The following is a 16,530-nucleotide window of genomic DNA, read 5'->3' as shown; positions in this document are numbered from 1 at the left end:
AATTGAACGTTATTGGACGTCAGAATCGATCCCTGATGCCCCCGATACCCGCAAACGTTACGCAATTCGGGAAAGTGCCGCAAGATGAGACATTTCCTTTGGGAAACCCGGCTCTGTTGGTTGCAGATTTTCTGTTGTCGCGAGAGCATGTTGACTTGCAGAAAACGTTCGAAACATCGTTTGAAAGTTCCTCCCGTGTCTCACGAAATTTATCAAAATCCTCTTAATACCCGTTATGCCTCTGCTGAAATGAGTGGCATTTGGTCTGCTCAGAAGAAACATAGCACTTGGCGTAAGCTGTGGGTGGCGTTGGCAGAAGCTCAACAGGAGTTGGGGCTGGATATCTCTGATGCACAATTGAACGAACTTCGCAGCAACGTTGACAACATCGATTTCGACATCGCTGCGAAGCACGAACGTGAAGTGCGTCATGATGTGATGGCACACGTCCACACCTATAAAGAGTTGTGCCCGGAGGCAGGCGGAATTATTCACTTGGGAGCAACCTCCTGCTATGTGACTGACAACTCCGAATTGATTCAAATTCGCGAGAGCCTGGAGTTGACTCAGGCTCGACTGGTACAAGTGATCGATGCTCTTGGAAGTTTCGCAGAGCAATACAAAGATCTTCCGTGCCTTGGCTTTACGCACTTGCAACCAGCTCAACCGACAACTGTCGGCAAGCGTGCAACATTGTGGTGTTACGATTTGGTTCTCGACCTGCAGGAAGTTGAACATCGTCTTGCGACGTTACGCTTTCGCGGTGTCAAAGGAACGACAGGAACACAGGCCACGTTTTTGAGTCTGTTTGAAGGAGACCACGAGAAAGTCTGTCAGTTAGACAAACTCGTTGCGGAGAAAATGGGTTTTGATCAACGATATGCGGTGACCGGACAAACCTATTCACGAAAAGTCGACGCTCAGGTTCTCGCGACTCTGAGTGGAATTGGACAATCAGCCCACAAAGCTGCCAGCGATTTACGTCTGCTGCAAAGCTGGAAGGAAATCGAAGAGCCGAAAGCAGACAAGCAGATCGGTTCCTCTGCGATGGCGTACAAATTCAACCCGATGCGGTCAGAACGAATCTGTGCTCTGTCCCGCTTTGCCATCAGCCTTGCCCAAAATGGTGACCAAACAGCTGCGACTCAATGGATGGAGCGGACTTTGGATGACAGCGCAAACCGACGTCTCTCGTTGCCGCAATCTTTCCTCGCGATTGACTCCGTACTGTTGATTTATCGCAATGTTGCCAGCGGATTGAGAGTCTATCCAAAAATTATCGAGAAGCGTCTGAACGAAGTGTTGCCGTTCATGGCGACTGAGGAGATCTTGATGGCTGGTGTGAAAGCAGGTGGAGACCGTCAAGACCTTCACGAAGCTGTTCGGATTCACAGCGTCGAGTCCGATAAGCAAGTCAAAGAATTCGGCAAAGAGCACGACCTCATGGAGAGGTTGGGCAACGATGCGTTGTTCGCAAATGTTGATCTGACAGCGGCTCTTGATGCTCGAAAATATATCGGCCGCGCTCCAGAACAGGTCGACGAGTTTTTAAGCGATGTGATCAGCCCGATTCGAAAGCAGTACGAGAGTCAGCTTGGTGGCGATGCCGAAGAACTCAAAGTCTGACGAGAACGAATCCAATGTTGATCATCCAGCATTGGCCTGCGCATCTTGCACTTGTGGTGAGCCGTCTATGTAGTCCTGAATGTGACTTCGTCGGGACGTGACAGGCACCACTTGGCATGGATTGAGAATGCGCAAGTCTGTGCGGATGTTCTCGGAAGAAGTGATGTGCAGAAGATGTTGGAAATCGTTCAGCTGAGATCAGTCGTCCGAGATCAGCGGGAGGTCGTTTTCGCTGTCAACGCTGACGAGTTCGCCCTCTTCTTCATCTTCCGATGTGTCGATCAGCTTCGGGAGAGAGAGGAGCTTTTCAGTCTGTTCAGCAGCTTCCACTTCATCCGGACCAAGGTGGACTCGAAACTTCACGTTGGCAAACGCAATTTCATCGCCAGGGAGCAGTGCCCCGCGAGAAACGCGTTGACCATTAACCTTCGTGCCGTTGGTACTTCCCAAATCGCGAATGAACAGAAGTCCATCCGTTTTGGCAACGGCACAGTGAACCTTCGAGATACTGGAATTGTCCAGAACGAGATCGCAAAGCCCTTTTTTACGTCCAACGATGGTCAGATTGCGATCGATTGCAATCGGTTGTGAACCATCGGTAGGGATCAGCTTCGCGATCATTGGCTGAAGATGTGTAGAATGAATTGACTGTCGGCAGAGTTACCGCTTCTATTATTCTGCGATGCAGTCCGGAGAAGTCAACTCCAGCCTGACGAGAATGCCGTTCTCATTGTCCAAATTGGGCAAATCTTTTGGTTTTATCGACCAAACCGCGTAAGAGGCCTCACTAAAACGGTTCCAGTGCCCTGAATCGTTAAAAGTGATTGTCGCAGCTGAGCGGATTGAGTCAGCTCTTCTGGGGCTTCATTGCAGCTGTTCAGTCATTCTGTTCGCTGGAAATATCGCTGAGATCTATCGATTCTGGATGATAAAACAGGACCAATGGCAACAGCAGCAGGGCCGCCGCTCCGTACATGGCATTGTAAGGAACGTTCAAGCCTTCAATCGCGAAAATCTGATTCCAGATCGAGTAATAGACTCCGGCCATTGCCATTCCAATCCAGTTGGCCAGGTTCATCGCTCCGATGATTCTCCCTTTATGCAGTCGAGGAGTGGCAGTTTGTAGAAAGACTTGCAGTGGAACCGTAAACAATCCGGCACAGAAACCGAGCCAGATCAATCCGATGATTGCACCGGGCACACCAATCGCAATCGTCGTTGGAGAAGAACTTGGCAAGGCCATCAAGATTAAGCCAATGAACATTCCGATCGCTCCGAGGCGGACAAGCTTTCCATTAAAGCGATTTCGTGAGAGATACCCGGCGACCAGACAGCCGAGTGCAATTCCGATCCCCGTGCAGGCAGCCAGTCGTCCTGTGGCAGCTTCTCCCCAACCGAATTGTTTGATGCCCAAATCATTCGTCGCATTCGGATAAACCACGCCACCTGTCGTCCAGAAAACAGAAGTCGCAACGAGTGTCCACAGCAGGCGGCGGTCTTTGAAGATCAGGCGTCTTGTTTCTGAATTGACAATCAGTGTTGACGGCTCAAACTTTGCGTCTGGATTTGCGATGGGAGTCTTACGGACCATCAACGCAGTCAGAGTTCCTACGATAGCGATGCCGACACAAATGTAAGACGCTTTCCAGAGGTCATCATTGAGAGCCTCCTTGATTTCCCCGGAGATGGCAAAGCCGAGAATGATCGACAGGAAAGTTGTCATCAAAATCCAGCCATTCACTCGCGGGAGATCTTTCTCCGAAAACAGTTCAGGCAGGATTCCATATTTTGATGGCCCGAACAGCGCGCTTTGAGCTCCCATCAGGAAGAGCACAGCCATCATGATCGAGATATTCCCAGAGAGGAATGCGAAACCTCCCAGTCCCATCACAACGATTTCCAGAACCTTGCTGGTGACAATCAGATTTCGTTTGCTGAGCTTGTCGGAAAGGAAACCGCAATAGCCCGAGAGAATGATGAATGGAATCGCAAATACGGTCGTGGCCAATCCTTGAAGATCAGCTTCTCGCTTGCCGGCTGCGAAGTCGATGCAAACAAACAGCAAAATTTGTTTGAAAACATTGTCATTGAATGCCCCCAGAAACTGAGTAACAAGCATGCCGAGAAATGACCGGTCCTTGTAAATCGGCCCGTGTGACTTTTGTGGCTCATCGGCCATATTTCAATCCGTTGTCTAGAACACTTTCGTGTTTCTTGTGTCCGCGAATTGAGCGTGTTGTCAGGTGAATGGCTGAGTGCCACGAGACAGGACTGCTACACCTTTATCAAAACCGCTCTTGTCGATAATTTGAGTTTGATTACGACTTTGTAATGTCCGTTTCGGGGAAACGTAGTCGTTCGGGCTGATCGAGGCAATCTGTTCTCGGGATTCTGGAACTTCAATCTCAAGAGCAAATTTCAGATTGGTCTTTACTTTCTACCTCGTGGCGAGCAGTCTATGGAGTTATCAAAGTGACCTTGATGGGCACCAAAATGATGGAATGAAGTTCGAATTTCTGGAATTCTGCTAAGTGAGCTGATGGGTACATTGCATCAAGTGACTCCCGGTGAGAGCGTCGATTTGTCTGAAATCACGACCGCTGGGAAAGATCTACACGACGATCGCGACAAGGCTGAGAAAGAGTTCAAGAAATTTCGAAAAAGAATCGCTGAGCTTCAGCCAGTCCTGTACGCGGAAGGGAAACATAAGCTTCTGGTCGTTTTACAGGCAATGGATGCCGGCGGGAAAGACAGCACCACTCGATCCGTTTTTGAAGGGGTCAACCCGCAGGGAGTGCATGTCATCTCTTTCAAGGCTCCCTCAAAACGAGAGCTTGCCCATGACTATCTCTGGCGAGTTCATCGCAACGTTCCACCGCTGGGGATGATCCATGTTTTCAATCGATCCCATTACGAAGATGTTTTAATCGTCCGGGTTGATGAACTTGTTCCACAGGAAGTCTGGGAGCCCCGATTTGACCAGATCAACCAGTTCGAGAAATTTCTGACCGAAACAGGCACAACGATTCTGAAGTTCTATTTGCACATTTCAAAAGACGAACAGAAAGAACGATTTCAATCGCGACTTGATGAACCTCACAAGCACTGGAAGTTTTCGCTTCAGGATTTAGAGAAACGAAAGCAATGGGATCAGTACCGTACTGCTTTCAATGACGTCATCACGAAATGCTCGACTGAGCATGCACCCTGGCATGTCATCCCGGCGGATCAGAAATGGTATCGCAACTGGGCCGTCAGTAAGATTCTTTGCGAAAAACTTGAAGAGCTCAATCCACAATATCCTCCCGATGAACCGGGCTTAGATCAGATAGTGATTGAGTGAGCGGATGTCTTTCATTTCAGATTTGAATCTGAAACCTGAATTACTCGTCTATCCAGCACATGAAAAATGTGAGAGTTTCACAAACTTCCCGACTGAATCTAGAGCAGTTTGCTCTACCGTTTGCCCGTGAATAACGCATTTTTCTAGTGAAAATGCTGTTCGCCACGAGGCAGATCCTGCAAACCAATTCGAAAGATGCTCTAAGCTGCGAAAGCAAACCGGTATCGTTTCAAAATCCATTCAGTTGTGTGATAGACCACTTCTCGCCATTTGGGATCGTGGTGCGGTTCGTGGATCAGGTCGTCGAGTGGGATGAACCGGGCATCGTTGATTTTTGAACAGAATTCCCGCGTTGCTTCCGGAGAGGTGACTCTGTCTGCAGAACCATGGACTGCCAGGATTGGGAGCGGAAACCGTTCTGCGTTTGCTAATGCAAATTGACCAGCACGATAACACTCGGTGAGTGTCCGGAGGCTGATGCGGCGGTGGTTCAGGCTGTCTCTTTGAAACCTCTCAATGGCATCATCTGATCGACATGTTTGCGTGACGTGAATTTTCGTTGAGATTGTGAGCTTGGGGAAAACACCTGCAACAGGGAATGCAAGCAATTTCTGCCAAAGAGTGAGCTGTGATGTTAAGCGAAACCAGGGGGCCGAAAGCACAGCGCCGATGACGTGGTCGCTCCAACTGTCATCGAATCTTCGTAATGCCCAGTTCGCAACGATCCCGCCTCCCATACTGTGCCCGTACAGTACGATTTTCTGGTTTGGTCTGTTCTCGATGACACGATTTGCAACAAGCGAGAGGTCGTCCAGGAATGTCTCGTAACTGGGGATATGTCCCCGTCGTCCGGGAGAGAGCCCATGTCCACGATGGTCGAAACGCATCACGCTTAACCCAGAGCGGTTCATCACCTGAACCACATGGTCGTATCGGGCACTATGTTCACCGAGACCGTGAACCAGCAGGACGGTTCCATGGGAATTGATGACCGGATGCTCCACGCAGTGAAGCTGAACACCATCAGAAGTGGTGACAGAGCTGTTTTGAAATTTCAGGATGGTCATCCGTCCTTTTCTCCTCCTCGAAAAAGACTCGATCTCTATTTTGATCGTCACCCCCGCATCGGTGACAATATCAATTGTCATGAAATTGAGTTTGATTCGTTGAAAATCTACAAAATTGCCAGGGAACTCCATTTTTCGGTTAAGATTTTCGCATGTCGTCTATCTCAATCCTTCTTTGCTCTCGGTGATGCTCGAATCTGTCCGGGATTTTTGGGAGTGAGCAGTTTACTGAGTGATTGAGTGATTGAGTGATTGAGTGATTGAGTGATTGAGTGATTGAGTGATTGAGTGATTGAGTGATTGAGTGATTGAGTGATTGAGTGATTGAGTGATCGCGGCTGTAGCTGGGGAACTCCCACGAAAGCTTCAAAGCGATCTTCACGTAATGGGCAAGGACTGAATGTACTCTACTGAATGTGCTGTATTGTTCCCAAATCGGATCGGGTTGATACAATTTCAATCAGTGATCAGACCGCTTATTTTGAATTGCAAACGTGCTGCTGAATCTCGATGTGACTCTTTCGAAGAGAGGTTTCATCGTTTCACAGGAGCAGGAGTTCAGTATCGAATCGAATTACTCAGGACGCAGACTATGAGAGTTGATATGAAATTTTCCCTCTGCTTAGCGATGTTAATCATTTGCTCTCAAGCAGCTTTTGCGGACTGGAAAGAATTCCGTGGTCCAACTGGACAGGGTGAAGCACCCGCAAGCAAATTGCCCATTAACTGGTCCGCCACCGACAACGTTCTCTGGAAGTCGAAGGTCGACGGACTCGCCTGGTCCTCACCTGTCATCCTGAGGGACAAGGTCTTTTTGACAACAGCTGTCGAAACTGAATCAGAGGGGCACGATCTGAATCTCGTTTGCCTGAACGTCAACAGCGGAGAGCTTCTTTGGGAAAAGACTATCATCCAACAACGGAGCAAAGCCAAAGTTCACAAAAAGAACAGCCACGCCAGCCCAACACCGATCATTCAAGATGATCGCATTTACGTTCACTTCGGACCATACGGAACTGCATGTACTTCGCTGGACGGCGAAGTGATATGGAAGCAGCAGTTGGAATATCGACCAGTGCACGGGAACGGTGGTTCGCCAGTACTCGCCGGCAATGTGCTGATCTTCTGCTGTGACGGTGGGGATCAACAGTTCGTTGTTGGACTCGATAAGTCGACCGGAGAGATTCGCTGGAAAACTGATCGTGACACTGAAGCCCGGAAAGGTTTTTCCTTTTCGACACCTCTGCTGATCGATGCAGGAGGGCGGGCGCAGGTTGTCTGCCCAGGGTCAGACGCTGTTTTCTCCTACGATCCTCAAACTGGCAAAGAAATTTGGCGAGTCGATTATCCCGGTGGGTTCTCCGTAGTCCCTCGACCGGTCTTCGGCCAGGGACTCGTCTTTATCTGTACCGGATTCAACACACCTTCTCTGTTGGCAATTGATCCCACAGGGACCGGAAATGTCACTGAGACGCACCTGAAATGGAAGATTACACGGAAGATGCCGAACTCTCCTTCGCCGTTGCTGGTCGGTGAAGAGCTCTATGTTGTCTCTGATAGCGGGTTCGCAACGTGCATTGACGCGAAGACCGGGGAGATCCATTGGCAAGAGCGAATCGGTGGAAACTATACAGCGTCACCGATGGTCGCGAATGGGAAAATTTATTTTCAAGACGAGGATGGGACAACGGTCGTCGTAAACGCATCAAAGAAGTTCGAAGAGATTACTCGAAATTCTATCGGCAAGGATGAGCGAACCTTTGCGTCTTATGCCATCGAGGGGGATTCTCTGTTGCTTCGCAGTGAGCATCATCTCTATCGTATCGGCGAAAAGTAAAACTGATCGCGACCGGTATTGTGATCTCTCGAATCTCAACTCTTAACTTTAGACCCTAGACTGATTTCATGGCAGCTACCGCGAAAGGAACGTCCAGCTACATGGCGGACGATATCGAAGTCCTGGAGGGACTCGAGCATGTCCGGACACGTCCTTCGATGTACATCGGAGGAGTTGATTCACGGGGGCTGCACCACCTTTGCTGGGAAGTCGTGGACAACTCCGTCGACGAATATCTTGCTGGCGAGTGTGACCAGATCAAAGTGACACTCCACAAAGATGGCTGCTCGGTTTCTATCGAGGATAACGGCCGCGGAATTCCAGTCGATAAGCATAAGAAGACCGGCAAGTCGGCTCTCGAAGTCATTCTTACCACGCTGTACGCTGGCGGGAAATTCTCAGAGAAGAACTATGTTCGCAGCGGCGGTCTGCACGGAATTGGTTCATCCGCAGTGAACGCCCTCTCCGAAGAAATGATTGCCACAGTTCACCGGGATGGTCATGAGTATCAGCAAACATACATGCGTGGACGCCCACAGGGACCGGTGAAAAAAGTGAAACCGTTCCGCGGACATGGAACGATTATTTTTTTCCGTCCCGATGATCAAATTTTCCGCCGCACACAATTCAATGCCGACACCATCCGCCAGCACCTGGAAGATATTTCGTACATCCATGGTGGGCTGAAAATTATTTTTGTGGATGAAGCCAAGAACGAACGATTCGAGCTTCACCACCCAGAAGGGATTGTGGCGTATCTGTTAAAAATCATCAAAGACGATAAACGAAAAGTCGTCCACGAAAACCCGTTCAAGCAGGCGAAGGACGAAGGGAAAGTTCACGTTGACATGGTCCTGCAATGGACAGAATCGACCGACGAGCACATTCGCAGTTACGTCAACGGGATTCGAACGCGTGGCGGCGGAACACATGAATCCGGCTTTCGCTCGGGAGTGGCGAAAGCGGTGAAGAATTATATGGAAGTCCACAACATCAAGCCGAAAGGGTTGACGATTTCCCCGGATGATATCCGCGAAGGTGTGATCGGAATCGTCTCGGTCTTTCATAACGACCCGATGTTTCAGGGACAAACGAAAGATCGACTCAACAACCCGGAAATGAATTCTCTCGTCGACGGGATGGTCCGTCCTGGTGTGGAATCGTGGTTGAATAATAACCCGTCCATTGCTGATGCTGTGATCGGTCGAATTGTCCTCGCTGCTCGGGCAAGATTGGCGAGCCGCGAAGCTGTTAAAGAGATCAAGCGAAAAGGTCCCGGGTCGAGGCGGAGTAACCTGCCGGGCAAGCTTCTCGACTGCCGATCCAACGACCCGGAAAAGTGCGAACTGTTCATCGTGGAAGGTCAATCTGCCGGGGGAACCGCTGCCAGTGGTAGAGATTCCAAAACCCAAGCTGTTCTTCCGCTTAAAGGAAAAATCCTGAATACCGAGTCTCTCGCGCTGGGGAAAATTCTCAAGAATCAGGAAATTCATGACCTTGTCGAGACATTGGGAACCGGCATCGGCCCCAACTTCGATGTCCACAAGTTGCGTTATGATCGCATCATCCTGCTGATGGATGCGGACAGCGACGGCTACCACATCAGTACACTCTTGCTCACTTTCTTTTTCCGGCACATGCGTGATCTTGTCCAACAAGGGAAGCTCTACCTGGGGCAGCCGCCGTTGTACAAAATCGAAGTTGGCAAAGAGCGCCACTACGCTCGTGACGACGCCGACAAAGAAGAAATCATGGCCTCTCTCCCAGCCAATCGAAAAGTCGACGTGCAGCGATTCAAAGGGCTCGGTGAGATGAACGCTGCACAGCTGAAGGAAACGACGCTCGATCCCAAAACCCGTACGTTGTTACGAGTTGATATCGAAAGTGCCGTCGACGCCGACACCATCTTCTCTCAACTCCTGGGAAAAGATGCCAGCGAACGCTATCGCATCATCATGGACGAAGCTGGCGAAGTAGACGATATCGACGTTTGATAGCCTATGTTGTCTTTTCGAATTGGGTGCAGATCCTGCACATGTATACGGTAGAGAAAGCTGCGCTAAAAAGTGCTTTAACTTCCGAAGAGAGAGTGCTGGCGGGAGAAGCTTACACCGGAGATGTGATCTTCAGCCCGGCAATCCCGATCACGATAAACATGACAAACAGAATTCGGGAAAACGTAGCAGGTTCTCCAAACAGGGCGATGCCCAAAAGGACTGTTCCCACTGAGCCGATGCCGACCCAAATGCTGTAAGCCGTCCCAATCGGAAGTGATTTGAGAGCGGTCCCCAGAAGGAGGAAACTGGCGATCATCGCGGTGATCGTCCAAATACTCGGCCAAAGCTTTGTGAAACCTTCTGTGTATTTCAGGCCGATTGCCCAGCCGATTTCAAAAAGTCCGGCGATAAATAAAAGAAACCATGCCATCGGGAAGCCTCCACTGTTGCAGGGCCGTCCCTGATCGAGATTGGAGCGGTGAGGTCGTCCCCACTTCCGTAATGTGATTGCTGGAATTTTAGAGTTTAATTTCAGGATTTCCAGCCTCGGTCCTGCGCCATGTGTCCGCAATGGCAATGATTGCAACGCGGCAACGGAGTCGCACCTGTATGTTTCGGTATGCTACTCGGGAGCCTGAAATTCAAACCGTTCGCATTGCGAGAAGAACTCTAACGGGTTGTCGTAGACGACCTTTTTGATTTTGGCTTCGCTGTGACCACGTTTCCGCATCTCCTGAATGAAGTCCGGGACTGCGAGTGGATTGGATGGTCCCCAGTCGCCAGCCGAGTTCACCATGATGCGGTCGTCGCCGTAACGCTCGATGATATCGGCAGCTCGGGCGGGAGTGCATTTGGTGGTCGGGTAGAGTGTCATCCCGCACCAGAATCCACCCTCTTTCGCGTACTGAACGGTGTGCTCTTCCACATGGTCGATACAAACACGCTCGGCAGGAATGTCGTTTCGTTCCTGGAGCATATCGACAATCATCCGGGTTCCCTTGTACTTGTCTTGCAAGTGTGGGGTGTGGATGAGGACAAGTTCGTTCGTTTTGGCTGCCAGGTCGAGGTGTTCGCGAAAAATGGTCGACTCGTTGGGCGTGTTCTTGTTGAGTCCGATCTCTCCGATGCCAAGCACGCCGGGGCGATTGAGGAACTCCGGAATCATCGCAATCACTTCTCGCGAAAGAGGAATGTTCTCCGCCTCTTTCGCGTTGATGCACAACCATGTGAAATGCTGAACTCCGCTCCAACCTGCGCGCTTCGGTTCGAATCCTGTGAGTTGTTCGAAGTAGTCACGGAATCCTTCGACTGTTCCACGATCAAAGCCGGCCCAGAATGCTGGCTCGCTGACCGCGACACATCCCATGCGGACCATGCGCTCGTAATCGTCAGTTGTGCGAGAAACCATGTGGACATGTGGGTCGATGAAGTACATGCGATACACAAGGGGCTAAAGTGAAAAGGCAAATGGAATCGAGTTACAGCGGAGTCTGTCGTTCAACACACGGCAAGGCCCGCGAACTTATTGAATTTGTAAATGTTTGAGGATCGCTTCAGCGTCCATGATGTAGCCAATGTAAAACTCACCAAACTCTGCATACTTTGCAGAGGCTTGGTCAAACCGCATTGTGTAGACGATTTCCTTGATGTATTCCGGAGTACGTCCCCACAAGGTGACGCCCCATTCCCAGTCATCGAATCCGGTGGAAGCTGTAATCAATTGTGAGACGCGACCAGCGAACTTGATTCCAGACGTCGCATGCTCGGACATCAAGGCAGAGCGTTTGCTGAACGGTTCCATGTACCAGTTCGCATCTGGAACGCGACTTTTATTCATGGGGTAGAAGCAGTGAATCGGCCAGTCTGGGAAGTCCGGGTAAAGCCGCTGCTTGTTCATCATCGGAAGTCGTTGTTCGTAAGCTTTGACTTTGGCAGCGTAGGATGGATCGTCTGGTGAAGTTCCGCCGAGACGTAGTTTTTCGGAATACTGCTCCACTGTGGGAACATACTCAGAGACTTCCGTCAGGGAGACGAACGAATATGTCGGCTCAAGTGCCAAGCCAATTTTTGTGGACATCAGCTTCTGGTGCAGGGCATCGATCATCAAAGGATCTTTGTCCATTAACATCAACCCGATGTCAGCCCGGTGACCTGAAACAACGAAGCTTTGCACACGTTCCGGAGCGTGTTCTGCTTCAGGGTTCAGCACTGCTTTGAACTCTTCAACGCCAGCAGAGATTTCCTCTGGAGAGAGTTGCTGAAGCGTGACGCGATCCAGCAGATAGTAGATATGCAGGCAATGCCAGCCTTCGGAAATTTCAATGGTCGGGTCAGGAAGTTGCTGAGCGGGAGCGTGCGGTCGATTCATGTCATTCAATATGGGCAAGGCAACAATGGGTGTGAAGTTACCTTGATCATAGAAACCCACCGTCGCAAAGGAAACCATTTGCGAAAACCGTACAGCTTTCCAGATGATGGTAAGACAGGCAGTCGCAACTTTGAGAATGAAAACACAATCGTGCTTCATCCCTCCACGAGACAGGTCGCGGACATCTTTACGAAACTGCTACTTCACCCCAACTTACTCCGCCCGGTGAATCACACCGGGTGCGATAAATCGCCAAAGGTGCAGCGATATGACTGCAAACCAATCGTGGACTGCTTCTAGTAGGAAATTTTCAGGGAAATTGAGGCATCACCTAGGTTCACCTGTTTGCCATCGTTTTTCGATTCCGTGATTGAATCGGCTCGGGTTTCGGTTTGGATCGTTTCCGACCAGGTGTTGATGGCACTGTTGATCAGGGCTGCATTGTCGGAGGTGGACCACAGGACTTGGATGCGTTGATTCTCTTCAAGGTTGGCTTCCTTACGAAGTTGCTGGACCTGTCGAATCAGGTCGCGGGCCATTCCTTCAGCGATTAACTCATCAGTCAGGTTTGTCGATAGAGCAATTTGGATTCCATCGGCATCGGCACTCGCCCAGTCGCTGGCTTGTTCAACACTGATCAGAACGTCTGCTGGTTCGAGGCTGATCTCTTCGCCCCCGAGGGTCAGCGTGACTGCTTCATCGTTTCGCAGCGGAGCCAGAATTGCTTCGTCGATCTCTGGGAGTTCTTTGCGAATCGCTCCCAGTAACTTGCCGTACTTTGGGCCGAGCGTTTTTAAGTTCGGCTTGAATGAGTAGCTGACAAGATCATCGAGATTCTCAGCCAGAGAGACTGATTTGACATTCAATTCATCAGCGATGACTGCATGCGAATGGTTGAGTGCGTCCGCCGTTGCTGGATTATCACAGGCAAAACGGAGTTCAGCGAGCGGTTGCCGAACACGCAGTTCGGCCGATTCGCGGAGCCGGTGTCCCATGCGAACCAGCGTTTTAATCGCCTGGCCTCGGGAGTCGAGTTCCGGATCAACCTTCGATTCGTCAACAGTTGGGTAATCAGTAAGGTGAACAGAGAGGGGATGGTCCAGACTTGAGTCTCCAGAGTCGAGACTGTCTTCTTTACTCTTGTCCCGTGAACCTAGACCCTCGACGACGAGATTCTGATACATCCGTTCGGACAGAAACGGAATCGCTGGGGCCAACAACTTCGAGAGAGTGACCAGCACTTCGTACAGTGTTTGATAGGCTGCAAGTTTGTCAGCGTCCCACTTTTCGTTGCTGCTATGCGATGAATCTTCTGAGGATTGATCTTCGCCGACAGCTTTCCAGAAGCGGCGGCGATTGCGGCGGATGTACCAGTTCGATAAATCGTCGATATATTCCGTCGCTGCCTGCATGAAGTTGGCAGCGTTAAACGACTGGAAGGAATCGTGGGCAACTTGCGTCAATTCTTGCAGACGCGAAAGGATCCAGCGATCGATTTCCGCGCGGTCCTGAAGTGGAACTTGCTCTGCCTTTGGATCGAATCCATCAAGGACGGCGTAGTTCACGAAGAATGCGTAGCTGTTCCAAAGCGGGATCAATACTTGTCGACGAATGTTGTCCGCCGGGGTACTGGTCACTTTGCAGGTGGGGAGCCCTTCTTGCGTTTCGTTGATTGGTCCTTCGGGGGTTTCGAGGGTCACAGGTTCATCGGGATGACGAGTTCCGAATCGCAAATCCGAAGCCGGGTTCTGAGCGAGGTACATCCAGCGAATCGTGTCGACACCAATCTGTTCGGCTGCTTCTTCGAACCAGATCGCAGTCCCGTCCGATTTGTGCATCGGCTGTCCCGTTTCGTCCATCACGAGTCGGTGGCCGAGCAGGTTTTTGAAAGGTTTTTTCTCTTCCGGATCATCGGTTTCGTCGTGCCGCATCATCGTTGCCAGCGACAACAGCGAATAGAACCAGTTGCGGAACTGACCGGGGAAGCATTCGGTGACAAGATCAGCCGGGAACCATTCGTCCCAGTTGAGGTCGGATTCTGTGTTGCGTCCGTTGTAGTTCATTGTTGAGAACGGGACGATGCCGGCGTCCAGCCAAGGGTTGCCGACGTCTTCGATGCGGTGCATGAGCGCACCGGTCTTTTTGCTTCTGATTTTGACGACATCAATCCACGGACGGTGTGGCGTGTGACCTTCGAACTCGTCCCAACCTTCGCCGCCATCTTTGGCACGTTCTTCCAGTTCTTGCAGCGAGCCAATGACATCGAAATCAGTCGGGTCATCGGGATTCACCCAGATCGGGAGTGCGAGGCCCCAATAGCGCTTCTTGGAGATCATCCAATCCCGCATCGTGTTCAGCCACTCGATTTCCCGCTCTTTTCCCTGGATACTATCCGGAATCCAGTTGATGCACTCGGTGACCGCTTTGATTTCATCCCGCCAATCCATGTTGATGAACCATTCGTCGACCAACCGGAAGACGAGCTCTTCACCTGTCCGCCAGCAGTGCGGATAAATGTGTGGATATTCTTCAACGTAAACCAGCAGATTCTTCTCTTTCAGAGAATCAAGGACCATTGAAACCGTCTCCGGATCGACAGCTTTCTTCCCGGTGAACGGCCCGAATCCTTCACCGAAGCTGCCATCTTCCTTGAGTGGAGCAATTGCTGGAAGCCCCAGTTCCATGCCGATTTTATGATCGACATCACCACAACCGGGAGCAGAGTGAACGATTCCAGTTCCTTCGCCAGCAACAACGATTGCGTTGCCTTTGAAGTCACGACCGGCATCGACGACTCGGTGGGAATCAACCGACGACTTTAAGTCCGAGTTTGCCTCTGGTGATTCACCAGAGGCTAATTTACTGGGATATCCGCCCGGTTGCTGCTGGGCTTCCAACTCGTCAAACGGTCCTTGGTATTTCCAGCCAACTAAATCAGCACCTTTAACACTGCCGACTTCTTCGAACCCACCTTGTTCTTTGAAGATCTGCGCGATGGTTTTCAGCTTGCCGAGACCTTCGGGCCATTGCCATTCGGGGCGGCCGAAGCCTTCTTTGAATTCTTTTTCAAGCCGTTTGAAGTTCAAGTTCTCTTTGGCGAAGTAGTAGATTGCTGGCTCTTCATCGCCACGGATTTGGGCTTTGACGCGGACATATTCCAGGTCCGGATTGATCATGGTCGCGACGTTGGAAGTGAGCGTCCACGGGGTTGTCGTCCAGATCAGCAAGTATTCTGGCAAGTTTTCTTGTTCGCTTCTCCGTGTCTCCGTGTCTCCGGGGTTTTCAACAAGTGGGAATCGCACGAAGACCGACTTGTGTGTCGTCAGCTTACGACCATCGGCGATTTCCATTTGGGAATACGCACTTCCCGCTTGTCCGCCCCAGGGCATGACGTCGTGACCGAGGTAGATTTTGCCCCGTTCGAAGCATTTCTTCAGGAACGTCCAGATGGTTTCGTTGTTTTCGGTCGAGAAGGTGAAGTAGCTGCCACCCCATTCTGGGTTACCAAGTTTGGAAACGAGTTGTTCCGCGGGACCGGTGACAGTTTTGCCTTTGGGAGTGCGAAGCGACACTTCATCTTCGCTGTCGATATTTTCTGAAAGCTTGCGGAGTTCGGCGGGGTCGTCCCATTCCATCCAGTAGCCGAGTCGCTGCGATTGCTCGGTTTGGCGAGCTGCGAATTTGAGGACACGTTTTTTGCAGGTCCGCGTGAAAACATCAATTCCGACATTTTCGATGGACTCTTTGGTATCGAGCTTCAATTCTTTCTGAACTTCGACTTCAACCCACAAACCCTGACAGTCAAAGCCATTCTGGTAGCGAAGTTCGTGCCCGGTCATCGCGAAATATCGCTGATAGGCATCTTTGAAAGTCCGGCCCCAGGCATGATGGACGCCCATCGGGTTGTTGGCAGTGATTGGACCGTCGAGGAAGGACCACTTCTTCTTCCCCTTGTTCTTTTCCAGTAATTGTTGGAAGACGTTCTGATCTCGCCAGAAGCGAAACATTTGGTGTTCGCCTTCGAGAAACTGGGCTTGGTCGACTTTTTGGAACATGGGAAAGAATGGGAATTAAGAGTTGAGGAATGTTTCGCTGAAAGCTTTAAGTGCCCGGCAAAGCAAAACGCCGATGTTGGTCAATGACTCACATCGGCGCGGAAAATCAATTGTGATTGTAGTCTACATGCTTGCAACACTGAACGGAACTGTCTCAGTGTTGAGATGCCTATGAGCGGCAGGAAGACGCATCGGGAGCGGTTGATTCAGTTGCGGCCTCAGAATGTGTGCTCAAGT

The 16,530-nt window shown here is 50.7% G+C and carries 11 protein-coding genes; 4 read left to right on the top strand and 7 right to left on the bottom strand.

All coding sequences use genetic code 11. The features are described from left to right. Positions 1-195: 195 nt before the first annotated feature. Positions 196-1,626, top strand: a complete 1,431-nt coding sequence (gene purB, locus Mal48_RS18490) for an adenylosuccinate lyase (RefSeq protein ID WP_197441816.1) — start codon at positions 196-198, stop codon at positions 1,624-1,626. Between the two features lie 198 nt (positions 1,627-1,824). Here purB and Mal48_RS18485 read toward each other — a convergent pair whose 3' ends face one another. Both Mal48_RS18485 and Mal48_RS18480 read right to left on the bottom strand, forming a co-directional pair. Then, complete coding sequence (locus Mal48_RS18485) at positions 1,825-2,247, bottom strand: FHA domain-containing protein (protein WP_145203045.1); 423 nt, start codon at positions 2,245-2,247, stop codon at positions 1,825-1,827. Positions 2,248-2,503: 256 nt separating this feature from the next. Further along, positions 2,504-3,805, bottom strand: coding sequence for an MFS transporter (locus Mal48_RS18480; protein ID WP_145203042.1), 1,302 nt, complete (start codon positions 3,803-3,805; stop codon positions 2,504-2,506). A gap of 360 nt (positions 3,806-4,165) precedes the next feature. Between Mal48_RS18480 and Mal48_RS18475 the strand changes: the two genes are divergently transcribed. Then, a complete protein-coding gene (locus Mal48_RS18475; RefSeq protein ID WP_145203039.1) occupies positions 4,166-4,969 on the top strand; it encodes a polyphosphate kinase 2 family protein in 804 nt (267 codons plus the stop codon). A gap of 200 nt (positions 4,970-5,169) precedes the next feature. Here Mal48_RS18475 and Mal48_RS18470 read toward each other — a convergent pair whose 3' ends face one another. Beyond that, positions 5,170-6,036 (bottom strand): alpha/beta hydrolase, encoded by an 867-nt coding sequence (locus tag Mal48_RS18470; RefSeq protein WP_231739701.1) that lies wholly within the window; start codon positions 6,034-6,036, stop codon positions 5,170-5,172. Positions 6,037-6,640: 604 nt separating this feature from the next. Here Mal48_RS18470 and Mal48_RS18465 point away from each other — a divergent pair. Beyond that, positions 6,641-7,873 carry a PQQ-binding-like beta-propeller repeat protein gene (locus Mal48_RS18465; protein WP_145203033.1) on the top strand — a complete coding sequence of 411 codons (1,233 nt, stop codon included), beginning with the start codon at positions 6,641-6,643 and terminating at the stop codon, positions 7,871-7,873. A 68-nt stretch (positions 7,874-7,941) separates the two neighbouring features. Next, a complete protein-coding gene (locus tag Mal48_RS18460) occupies positions 7,942-9,867 on the top strand; it encodes a DNA gyrase/topoisomerase IV subunit B (RefSeq protein ID WP_145203030.1) in 1,926 nt (641 codons plus the stop codon). A 112-nt stretch (positions 9,868-9,979) separates the two neighbouring features. On the opposite strand, the gene sugE is transcribed toward Mal48_RS18460, so the two are convergent. The 4 genes from sugE to Mal48_RS18440 all read right to left on the bottom strand — a co-directional run bounded on the left by sugE (position 9,980) and on the right by Mal48_RS18440 (position 16,293). After that, on the bottom strand, positions 9,980-10,300 hold the full coding sequence (gene sugE, locus Mal48_RS18455; protein ID WP_145203026.1) for a quaternary ammonium compound efflux SMR transporter SugE: 321 nt from the start codon (positions 10,298-10,300) through the stop codon (positions 9,980-9,982). 192 nt (positions 10,301-10,492) lie between these two features. Then, a complete protein-coding gene (locus Mal48_RS18450; protein WP_145203023.1) occupies positions 10,493-11,305 on the bottom strand; it encodes a TatD family hydrolase in 813 nt (270 codons plus the stop codon). An 87-nt stretch (positions 11,306-11,392) separates the two neighbouring features. After that, the gene (hemQ, locus tag Mal48_RS18445; protein WP_145206381.1) at positions 11,393-12,238 is read right to left on the bottom strand and encodes a hydrogen peroxide-dependent heme synthase; all 846 of its coding nucleotides are present in this window, start codon (positions 12,236-12,238) and stop codon (positions 11,393-11,395) included. A gap of 296 nt (positions 12,239-12,534) precedes the next feature. Then, positions 12,535-16,293, bottom strand: coding sequence for a class I tRNA ligase family protein (locus Mal48_RS18440; protein ID WP_145203020.1), 3,759 nt, complete (start codon positions 16,291-16,293; stop codon positions 12,535-12,537). Positions 16,294-16,530 lie beyond the last annotated feature (237 nt).

Origin of the sequence: Thalassoglobus polymorphus (assembly GCF_007744255.1) — a bacterium.
Classification (GTDB): Bacteria; Planctomycetota; Planctomycetia; order Planctomycetales; family Planctomycetaceae; genus Thalassoglobus; species Thalassoglobus polymorphus.
Note: the sequence above shows the minus strand (reverse complement) of the source record. Positions and strands in the feature narration are given on the sequence as shown.

Bases quoted from the DNA above. Each gene is read 5' to 3' on its own strand.
- Mal48_RS18465 (WP_145203033.1), top strand. From the start codon at position 6,641: ATGAAATTTTCCCTCTGCTTAGCGATGTTAATCATTTGCTCTCAAGCA.
- Mal48_RS18485 (WP_145203045.1), bottom strand. From the start codon at position 2,247: ATGATCGCGAAGCTGATCCCTACCGATGGTTCACAACCGATTGCAATC.
- Mal48_RS18440 (WP_145203020.1), bottom strand. From the start codon at position 16,293: ATGTTCCAAAAAGTCGACCAAGCCCAGTTTCTCGAAGGCGAACACCAA.
- sugE (WP_145203026.1), bottom strand. From the start codon at position 10,300: ATGGCATGGTTTCTTTTATTTATCGCCGGACTTTTTGAAATCGGCTGG.
- Mal48_RS18470 (WP_231739701.1), bottom strand. From the start codon at position 6,036: ATGACCATCCTGAAATTTCAAAACAGCTCTGTCACCACTTCTGATGGT.
- Mal48_RS18480 (WP_145203042.1), bottom strand. From the start codon at position 3,805: ATGGCCGATGAGCCACAAAAGTCACACGGGCCGATTTACAAGGACCGG.
- Mal48_RS18460 (WP_145203030.1), top strand. From the start codon at position 7,942: ATGGCAGCTACCGCGAAAGGAACGTCCAGCTACATGGCGGACGATATC.
- Mal48_RS18450 (WP_145203023.1), bottom strand. From the start codon at position 11,305: ATGTACTTCATCGACCCACATGTCCACATGGTTTCTCGCACAACTGAC.
- hemQ (WP_145206381.1), bottom strand. From the start codon at position 12,238: ATGAATCGACCGCACGCTCCCGCTCAGCAACTTCCTGACCCGACCATT.
- Mal48_RS18475 (WP_145203039.1), top strand. From the start codon at position 4,166: ATGGGTACATTGCATCAAGTGACTCCCGGTGAGAGCGTCGATTTGTCT.